Genomic DNA, 349 nt, shown 5'->3' on the forward strand with positions numbered 1-349 from the left:
CGACATGCAGGAAGCGGCTTCCCTCCTTGGAAGAATCGCGCGACAGCGCGCGTTCTTCCTCGTCGTCGGGCAGGGCTTCATCACTCTCCTGATAGGCATTGTCATCGTCTTCCTCCGGCAAGACGCCTTCGGTCTCGCCGGGTCCGGCTTGTCGTTCTCAGTCGTCACACTGTCGGGAAGCACCTTGCTGCCCTCGAAGGAATCCCAATCCTGCTGTTCGAGCTCCGGGGCTTCTGTCTCTTCCTTGATTCGTTGTTTGTTGCGCGGGGCCATTAACGGTCTCCTGTTTACAGCTTCCTCCATCGAGCAACCGACCGCAGGATCAATTGTTCCCGATGCTGCGGTCTTC

1 pseudogene is annotated in these 349 nt (G+C 58.5%); it reads right to left on the reverse strand.

The window, feature by feature from the left end:
• A pseudogene (locus EN852_RS42840) lies at positions 1–273 on the reverse strand (hypothetical protein); the annotation flags it as partial.
• Positions 274–349 lie beyond the last annotated feature (76 nt).

The sequence above is a fragment of the Mesorhizobium sp. M2E.F.Ca.ET.209.01.1.1 genome (assembly GCF_004010375.2).
Taxonomy (GTDB): domain Bacteria; phylum Pseudomonadota; class Alphaproteobacteria; order Rhizobiales; family Rhizobiaceae; genus Mesorhizobium.